The following is a 1,002-nucleotide window of genomic DNA, read 5'->3' as shown; positions in this document are numbered from 1 at the left end:
CAACGCCGTTGCGTTAGGGCTGTGATCGGCGGGTCAACCCCTGCTGGATAGTGGGAACGGGACTCCTGGTAGATCAACTTGTGTCGAGCAAGAAGATCACGTCTCAGGAGTCCCGTTGCAGGAGAAGTCTGTCATCACTCGGTCGTTCGAGGTGGCCGGGGGTGTGCACGCGCCTGGGCATCTGGGTGAGTTGACGCAGATCATCGACTTCGACCTGGTCGATGCGGTAGTGGAGGAGACCGGGGCAGGTGAGAAGCGGTTGCGGCTGTTGCCGTCTCGGGTGGTGGTGTACTTCGTCCTCGCGCTTGCCCTGTTCGAGCGCTGTTCCTACCGAGCGACATGGGGGAAGCTGACCGCCGCCCTGGCAGGGTTGTCCGTTGTGCGGCCGAGTGTCTCCTCGCTTGCGCGGGCTCGTCGCCGGGTCGGCGTGGCGCCGCTGCGGCGGCTGTTCGAGACTCTGGCCGGTGTCGTCGGTCAGCTCGGCCAGCCCGGTGTGTTCTATCGGGGCCTGCGCACCGTGGCCATCGACGGCACTCACCTGCACGTGCCCGATCAGGAGCAGATCACCTGGCGCTATCCCAAACGCGCGGGAGACCGACGGGAGTTCGGCTACCCGCTGCTGCGGCTGCTCGTGGTGATCGAGTGCGGGACCCGTGCCCTGCTCACCGCGGCTTTCGGCCCCGACGCTGGAGGCGAACTGCCCTACGCCCACCGCCTGCTGGGCGTCCTGGACCGCACGATGCTGCTGCTGGCCGACGCCGGCTTCGACGCCGCCGCGTTCCTCCACGATGTGGGTGCCACCGGCGCCCAGTTCCTCATCCGCTCCACCGCCTGCCGCCGCCCGACCATCACCCAACGCCTGCCCGACGGCTCCTACCTGACCCGCATCGGCTACGGGACGCTACCCGTCCTCATCCTCGTGCGGATCATCGAAGCGCAGGTCACCGTCACCCTCGCCGACGGCACGGTACGCCGCGAGCAGTGGCGGCTGATCACCAGCCT

The 1,002-nt window shown here is 67.7% G+C and carries 1 protein-coding gene; it reads left to right on the top strand.

The features are described 5' to 3' along the window. Nucleotides 1-115: 115 nt before the first annotated feature. A partial coding sequence (locus ABTW87_RS30155; RefSeq protein ID WP_350654813.1) for a transposase domain-containing protein occupies nucleotides 116-1,002 on the top strand: 887 nt, incomplete at its 3' end.

This window comes from Micromonospora sp. NPDC126480, assembly GCF_040302465.1.
In the GTDB taxonomy this organism is placed as follows: Bacteria; Actinomycetota; Actinomycetes; order Mycobacteriales; family Micromonosporaceae; genus Micromonospora.
This window is presented reverse-complemented; position numbering and strand designations above follow the sequence as displayed.